The organism is Rhodococcus sp. GXMU-t2271 (assembly GCF_041414735.1).
GTDB lineage: Bacteria > Actinomycetota > Actinomycetes > Mycobacteriales > Mycobacteriaceae > Rhodococcus > Rhodococcus indonesiensis.
Genome location: NZ_JAUIZP010000081.1, coordinates 1 through 6,765, shown reverse-complemented (window position 1 = coordinate 6,765; position 6,765 = coordinate 1). Strand labels below are relative to the sequence as shown.

At 70.4% G+C, this 6,765-nt stretch carries 8 protein-coding genes; 4 read left to right on the top strand and 4 right to left on the bottom strand.

Annotated elements, in window-relative coordinates:
• Positions 1–245 precede the first annotated feature (245 nt).
• Both QYS60_RS25480 and QYS60_RS25475 read right to left on the bottom strand, forming a co-directional pair.
• Complete coding sequence (locus tag QYS60_RS25480) at positions 246–584, bottom strand: metallopeptidase family protein (RefSeq protein ID WP_017681155.1); 339 nt, start codon at positions 582–584, stop codon at positions 246–248.
• 13 nt (positions 585–597) lie between these two features.
• The gene (locus QYS60_RS25475; protein ID WP_003937183.1) at positions 598–1,674 is read right to left on the bottom strand and encodes a septum formation family protein; all 1,077 of its coding nucleotides are present in this window, start codon (positions 1,672–1,674) and stop codon (positions 598–600) included.
• 48 nt (positions 1,675–1,722) lie between these two features.
• Between QYS60_RS25475 and QYS60_RS25470 the strand changes: the two genes are divergently transcribed.
• Together QYS60_RS25470 and serS are read left to right on the top strand one after the other, a co-directional pair.
• Positions 1,723–2,112, top strand: a complete 390-nt coding sequence (locus tag QYS60_RS25470) for an ankyrin repeat domain-containing protein (protein ID WP_371384622.1) — start codon at positions 1,723–1,725, stop codon at positions 2,110–2,112.
• Positions 2,113–2,154: 42 nt separating this feature from the next.
• Positions 2,155–3,417 carry a serine--tRNA ligase gene (gene serS, locus QYS60_RS25465; RefSeq protein WP_371384621.1) on the top strand — a complete coding sequence of 421 codons (1,263 nt, stop codon included), beginning with the start codon at positions 2,155–2,157 and terminating at the stop codon, positions 3,415–3,417.
• Positions 3,418–3,561: 144 nt separating this feature from the next.
• On the opposite strand, the gene QYS60_RS25460 is transcribed toward serS, so the two are convergent.
• The gene (locus QYS60_RS25460) at positions 3,562–3,954 is read right to left on the bottom strand and encodes a hypothetical protein (RefSeq protein WP_371384620.1); all 393 of its coding nucleotides are present in this window, start codon (positions 3,952–3,954) and stop codon (positions 3,562–3,564) included.
• 31 nt (positions 3,955–3,985) lie between these two features.
• Positions 3,986–4,405 carry a PaaI family thioesterase gene (locus tag QYS60_RS25455; protein ID WP_371384623.1) on the bottom strand — a complete coding sequence of 140 codons (420 nt, stop codon included), beginning with the start codon at positions 4,403–4,405 and terminating at the stop codon, positions 3,986–3,988.
• A gap of 168 nt (positions 4,406–4,573) precedes the next feature.
• Between QYS60_RS25455 and QYS60_RS25450 the strand changes: the two genes are divergently transcribed.
• Together QYS60_RS25450 and QYS60_RS25445 are read left to right on the top strand one after the other, a co-directional pair.
• Positions 4,574–5,752, top strand: a complete 1,179-nt coding sequence (locus QYS60_RS25450; RefSeq protein ID WP_371384619.1) for an MFS transporter — start codon at positions 4,574–4,576, stop codon at positions 5,750–5,752.
• An 11-nt stretch (positions 5,753–5,763) separates the two neighbouring features.
• The coding region (locus tag QYS60_RS25445; RefSeq protein WP_371384618.1) for a hypothetical protein at positions 5,764–6,765 on the top strand (1,002 nt) is incomplete at its 3' end.

The following is a 6,765-nucleotide window of genomic DNA, read 5'->3' as shown; positions in this document are numbered from 1 at the left end:
CCCCCGGCCCCCCGCACCCCCCACTGCCGGTTACCCCGTCCGGACCGCCGTCCCGCGGTACGGTCGGACCGGAGGTGATCGACACATGGAAGAGATCGCGAAGATCGTCGGTATTGCTTTCGTCTACATCGTCGTCGCAGAGGTGATCATCGGAACGCTCGCCCTGCTGATCATTTCGACGATCAACCCGCACTTCCTGCAGCGCAAGCCGAAGTACGGCGCGACGGGACCGCGCTACGGAGCCACTAGCCCCACCCCAGCTCGTGCAGACGAGCATCCTCGATTCCGAAGTAGTGAGCGATCTCGTGAATGACCGTCACCGCGACCTCGTGCACCACGTCGTCGTCGGAGTCGCAGATGTCGAGAATCGCGTCGCGGTAGATGGTCACGGTGTCCGGTAGCGCACCCGCATAATGGCTGTCGCGCTCGGTGAGCGCGATCCCGTGGTAGAGCCCGAGCAGATCGGGCTCTTCCTCGTTCCTGGGCTCGACCAGCACCACCACGTTGTCGATGGCCCGCGCGAGTTCCGGGGGGATCAGATCCAGGGCCTCGCCGACGAGTTCCTCGAACCGCTCGTCGCCCATCCGTGCTTTCACCTCAGGAGCCCGGCAGGGGACCCGCGCCCGGCAGCGGGGTCGGCAGCGAGCGGCCCTCGGGCGCGGCGGGCGGCGGCACCGGCGGCTGGCCGTCGATGAGGATGTCGCCCTTGGCCGAGCCGGTGACCGACGCGAATCCGCCGCCCTCGACCTGCTTGCCCACCGAACAGTTGACCTTGCGGCTGCCCGCGAGCCAACTGTCGAAGTCGAGGTTGTCCCAGAACAGCGTGAGGGTCTTGTTGCGTAGCGCGTCGGGACTGCCCAGGTAGGCGTTGGCGTTCTCGGTGCACGTCCCCTCGAGATACCGGTCCTGGTCCTCGACGCTGGGCAGACCGCCGGGGAACTGCCCGGACAGATCCACGACGGAGATCACCTCGAAGGCGTGTGGCTGGGCGCAGTCCACCGGGTCCGCCGGCACGCCGTTGTTGATGCCGATGCACGTGCCCACGTCCCAGACCTTGGACTGGTCCTGGTCGGCCACGCTGCCCTCGATCGGCAGCAGGTTGCCGGTGGTCGAGGAGAACTGCAGGCCGCAGCGCAACGTCCGTTCGCCGGCCGCCCAGCCCGCCTCCCCGGGGTTGATCAGGCCCACGCTGAACTTGCCGTGCGGGTCGAACCGGCCGTCGAGATAGTCCATCGCGGCCGGTGCGCACAGTTCGTCGCGCAGCTCGGTGAAACGCAGCACCGACGGGAAACGCGACCCGGGACCCCATTCGGCGCCCGGGTACACGCTCAGATCGATGTCCTTCACTACCTCGAACAGGTGCGACTCGGCGCAGTCCACCTTCGCGAGGTCGCTCGCATCGAGTTCGGTCCAGTTCAGGCAGTCCCCGGCGACCGCAGTGCCGAAGGCCTCGCCGGCCACCGCGCCGGTGGTCACGACGGCACCGGTCGAATCGCCGGGTTCGTCGTCGGACCCGCCGAATCCCGCTACCACCGCCGTGACGACGGCCGCGAGCACCGCGCCCGCGGCAACCAGCATCAGGGCGCGACGGGTCAGTTTCGCGGACGGGGCACGCCGGACCCGCGACCCGGACGGTGCCGTCCGGTCGGACTGCTGCTCACTCTCCTCGGCCATCACCGTCCATCATGCCTGTGCACGGAGCCCCGGGTAACTTCAGTGCCCATGACGGACCCCATCGATCCCGAAGTTCAGGAGATCGCGCAGCAACTGTTCGATGCCGCCCGCGCCGGGCACGTCGAGACCCTCGCCGCCTACGTCGACGCCGGAGTGCCGGTGAACCTGTGCAACGAGAAGGGCGACACCCTGCTCATGCTGGCGTCCTACCACGGTCACGCCGACGCGGTGCGGGCGCTGATCGAACGGGGTGCCGACGTCGACCGGCTCAACGACCGCGGTCAGTCGCCGATCGCCGGCGCCGTGTTCAAAGGGGAGATCGACGTCGTGCGGGTGCTCACCGAGGCCGGAGCCGACCCGCACGCCGGGCATCCGAACGCCGTGGACTCGGCGAAGATGTTCGAACGCGAGGACTGCCTGCAGCTGTGGGCGCAGTAGGCCGCAGTCGCCTGCAGGTGGCGCCGAGTAGGCTGTGACCTCGTGATCGACCTCAAGTTCCTCCGCGAGAATCCCGACGCCGTCCGTGCCTCGCAGCGCACCCGAGGCGAGGACCCCGGTCTCGTCGACGCGCTGCTCGAGGCCGACGCGGCCCGCCGCGCCGCGGTGCTGGCCGGCGACAACATCCGTGCCGAGCAGAAGGCACTGGGCAAGAAGGTCGGCCAGGCCTCCCCGGAGGAACGGCCCGCGCTGCTCGAGGGCGCGAAGGAACTCGCCGCGAACGTCAAGAAGCTCGAGGCCGAGCAGTCCGCCGCCGAGGAGGCGCTGGAGCGCGCGCACATGGCGATCTCCAACATCGTGCAGGAGGGTGCCCCCGCGGGCGGGGAGGACGACTTCGTCACCCTCGAGACCGTCGGCGAGCTGCCCACCTTCGACTTCGAGCCGAAGGACCACCTGACCCTCGGGGAATCGCTGGGGCTGATCGACATGGAACGGGGTGCGAAGGTTTCCGGCGCCCGGTTCTACTTCCTCACCGGCTACGGCGCCCTGCTGCAGCTCGGCATGCTGCAACTCGCGGCCCAGCGGGCCGTCGCCAACGGCTTCCAGATGATGATCCCCCCGGTGCTCGTGCGCCCGGAGATCATGCAGGGCACCGGCTTTCTCGGCGCCCACGCCGACGAGATCTACCACCTCGCCGACGACGACCTGTACCTCGTCGGCACGTCGGAGGTGCCGCTCGCCGGCTACCACTCCGGCGAGATCCTCGACCTGTCGGGCGGCCCGAAGCGGTACGCGGGCTGGTCGTCGTGCTTCCGCCGCGAGGCCGGCAGCTACGGCAAGGACACCCGCGGCATCATCCGGGTCCACCAGTTCGACAAGGTGGAGATGTTCGTCTACTGCAAGCCCGAGGACGCCACCGCCGAGCACCAGCGGCTGCTCGCGTGGGAGCGCGACATGCTCGCCGCGATCGAGGTGCCGTACCGGGTCATCGACGTCGCCGGCGGCGACCTCGGCTCGTCGGCGGCCCGCAAGTTCGACTGCGAGGCATGGGTGCCCACCCAGGAGCGTTACCGGGAGCTGACCTCCACCTCGAACTGCACCACCTTCCAGGCCCGCCGCCTCGGCGTCCGGTACCGCGACGAGAACGGCAAGCCGCAGATCGCCGCCACCCTGAACGGCACCCTCGCCACCACGCGCTGGCTCGTGGCGATCCTCGAGAACCACCAGCAGGCCGACGGGTCCGTGCGCGTCCCGTCGGCGCTCGTGCCGTTCGTCGGACGTGAGGTGCTCGAACCGCCGGCGTGAGCCGTCCCGTGCGTGTGGGGCCCGCGGCGGCGGTGGTGGTGGTGGCCGAATGTGACATCGCATCGATCTGACCGAACCGATGTGACATTCGGCCCCGGAAGGCAGGCCACGGAAGGCAGGCCAAGGACGGTGGCGCGGGCGGGCTCAGCTGCCCGGGTCGCAGCCGACGGCCACGTACGCGTGCAGGCCCTCCGGATCGTCGCGCAACAGGTACTCGTAGTCGCTCGTGCCCAGCACGCTGTCGTTCGCATCCCGGAAGGACCAGCGCACCCGGGCCCGCACGATCTTCTCGGTGACCGGGGAGAGGTCGAGCAACTCGTGCCCCACACCGGCGAGACCGTGCTCCCGGTAGGTCTGGTTGCTCTGCGCGAGGGCCTGGGTGATCTCCTTCCGGGTCGCCAGCGATCCGGCGAACGAATCCGTGAGGATCGTGCCCGGTTCCCCCCACAGCGCGGCCGAGGCCTCGGCATCGAACCCGGCGAGTGCCTCCCCGGAGAGGGTGAAGAAGCGGTCCAGTGCGGTGCGTTCCACGCTCATGTTCTTCAGTGTGCAGGCCCGGCGACGGTTGTCAGCGCAGAATCAGGCACGTGGTCGACGCGGTCGCGAGCAACCGGTCGTTCTCGTCGCGGGCCTCGCCGCGGGCGGTGGCGGTGCGACGGCCGCTGTACTCGCAGATGCCGTGCACGCGCACGACGCCGCTGCCCGCTTGGATGCCGCGCAGATACCGCACCTGCAGGTCCAGGGTCGTGTATCCGACACCGGCCTCGAGCGTGCTCGACACACTGAAGCCCATGGCGGTGTCGAACATCGTCGCGATCACCCCGCCGTGCATGCTGCCCACCGCGTTGGCGTGGAACTCCTGCGGCTCCATGCTCACCTCCACCCAGCCCTCCCGGGCGTCGGTCACCCGGAAACCGAGGGTGCGCGACGTCGGATGGTGCGGGATGGAGCCGTCGATCAGTCCGCGCAGGAAGTCCAGGCCGTGCATGTCGCGGTTCGCGGCGGACGTCGGGGCGGGGTCGTCCCAGGTGTAGGTGCGCTGGCGTTCGGTCACCTGCCGACCGTATCGCGCGGTGACAAACCCGTCCGCGCGTGCCACGCTGGAGTCATGCGACACCGATGTTGATCCGGCTCCGCCCCTTCCCTGACCGTTCGTGTGGTGGCGTATGCGGCCACCCGCGAACTCGTGCCGCTCTACGGCCTGTACGCCCTGCTGTTCGAGGACCACGGCCTCGGTACGGGCGAGATCTCGTCGCTGTTCGTGCTGTGGTCCGTCGTCGCGTTCGTCGCGGAGGTGCCGTCGGGCGCATGGGCCGACACGGTGTCCCGTCGCGGTCTGCTGCTGCTCAGCTCGGCCCTGTTCACCGCGGGCTTCGCACTCTGGCTGCTGTTCCCCGGCTACTGGGGGTTCGCGGCCGGCTTCGTGGCGTGGGGGATCAGCGAATCGCTGAAGTCCGGGACCTTCGAGGCCCTGGTGTACGACGAACTGTCCGCGCGTGGGGAGGCGCACCGGTTCACGGCGGTGCTGGGCTACGCGAACGCCGGCGAGACGACGTGCGTTCTCGTCGCGACGCTGTCGGCCGCCCCGCTGTACGCGCTCGGCGGCTATCCGCTCGTCGGATGGCTGTCGGTGGGAATCACCGTGGCCAACGGGTTGCTCGTGCTGACCCTGCCGTCCGCGCCCCGCGACACCTCGGCGGACGAGACCGGTTTCGTCCCGGGCGGTTTCGTGACTCGCTATCGTGCGGTGCTGCACGCCGGGACGGCCGAGGCGCGACGCAGCGCCGGCGTCCGGCGCGTGGTACTGCTCGCGGCGCTGCTGTCGGCGTGCCTCGCTTTCGAGGAGTATTTCGCGCTGCTCGCGCGCGAGGGTGGGGCGAGCACGTCCGCGGCGCCGGCGCTGGTGGCGATCACCGTGGCGGGACAGGTGCTCGGCGCCGCGACCGCCGGCCGCACCGCGGCGACGACCGGTCGCGCGATGGGGGCGGTGATCGCCGTCGGTGGCCTGCTGCTGGCGACCGGGGCCGTGCTCGGCGGAGTGGTGGGCTTCGTGGCGATCGGGATCGGCTACGGGGCCCTGAACAACGCGATGATCGTCGCCGAGGCGCGGATGCAGGACACGATGAGCGGAACCGCCCGCGCGACCGTCACGTCGGTGTCGGGCGTCGTCGGCGAGGTCGTGTCGGTGGCGGTCTACGCCGGATTCGCACTCGGAACGGTGTGGCTGCCGCTGGCGGCGGTGCTCGCGGCATGGGCGGTGCCGTTGCTCGGCCTGGCCGCCGTCGCGGTGCGGTGGCTGCCGCCGTCTCAGAGCCCTCTCAGATTGCCGGACTAGCGTCCTCCGCCGTGCGTGCCAGTCTCCTCCCCGTCTTGTTCGTCGCCGCCGGTCTCGGCCTGATCGGCACCGGCAGTGCCTTCGCCTACGCCGACGCGCCCACCGTCGCGACGACGACCGAGGTGCCGCCCCCGTCGACCAGTGACCCGCTCACCGACACCCGCGACAACCTGCAGCAGGCCGGCCTGCCGCTCGCTCTGCTCGGCGGCGGAATCGGGCAGCTCACCGACGGCAGCCGGCAGCTCGACGACGGGGCGCACCAGCTCGCCGACGGACTCGCGCAGGCCAGTGCGGGTGGGCAGCAACTCGCCGACGGGCTCGGGCAGCTGCAGGGCGGAGTGGACCAGCTCGGCGACGGTGCGACCCAGGTCAGTGGCGGCGTCGACGAGGTCGTCGACCGGCTCGGTGGTTTCGGAGAGATGCAGGTGGGCGTCACCGAGCAGCTGACGGCCGTCGCCGGCACCTTGCGGCGCTCACCCGACCCGGTGTCCCAGGAAGCCGCCGCCCGGCTCGACGGGCTCGTCGGCCGGCTGGACAGCGAGGGGCTCGGACCGGAGACGCTCGCGCAGCTCGAGCAGTTGCGCGGCGGCGCACGGCAGCTCGCCTACGAATTGAGTGACCCGGACGCGCAGTTCGTCGCCGGCGTGACGCAGGCCGCCGACGGCTCGCGGCAGCTGCGCGACGGACTGATGCTCCTCGACGACGGCGGCCGGCAACTCGTCGACGGCACCGGGCAGCTCGTGGCCGGAGTGGGTCCGGTCACCGGGGTGATCGAGGGTGTCTCCGACAATGTGCGGGAAGCGACGGCCGCGCTGCCGAAGTCGCCGGCCGCTTCGTCATCCGACGTTGTAACGGTGGAGACGACCGGCGAGCGGCAGTGGTGGCCGTTCGCACTCGTCGCGTCGGGGGCGCTGGTGCTTGCCGTCCCCGCCCTGGGTGGGGTCCGAATGTCACATCGCGTCGATCACATCGACCCGATGATGCTCCTATGTTCCGTCAAGGGCTCGTGGGGT

Bases quoted from the DNA above. Each gene is read 5' to 3' on its own strand.
- QYS60_RS25480 (WP_017681155.1), bottom strand. From the start codon at position 584: ATGGGCGACGAGCGGTTCGAGGAACTCGTCGGCGAGGCCCTGGATCTG.
- QYS60_RS25475 (WP_003937183.1), bottom strand. From the start codon at position 1,674: ATGGCCGAGGAGAGTGAGCAGCAGTCCGACCGGACGGCACCGTCCGGG.
- QYS60_RS25470 (WP_371384622.1), top strand. From the start codon at position 1,723: ATGACGGACCCCATCGATCCCGAAGTTCAGGAGATCGCGCAGCAACTG.
- QYS60_RS25460 (WP_371384620.1), bottom strand. From the start codon at position 3,954: ATGAGCGTGGAACGCACCGCACTGGACCGCTTCTTCACCCTCTCCGGG.
- QYS60_RS25455 (WP_371384623.1), bottom strand. From the start codon at position 4,405: ATGCACGGCCTGGACTTCCTGCGCGGACTGATCGACGGCTCCATCCCG.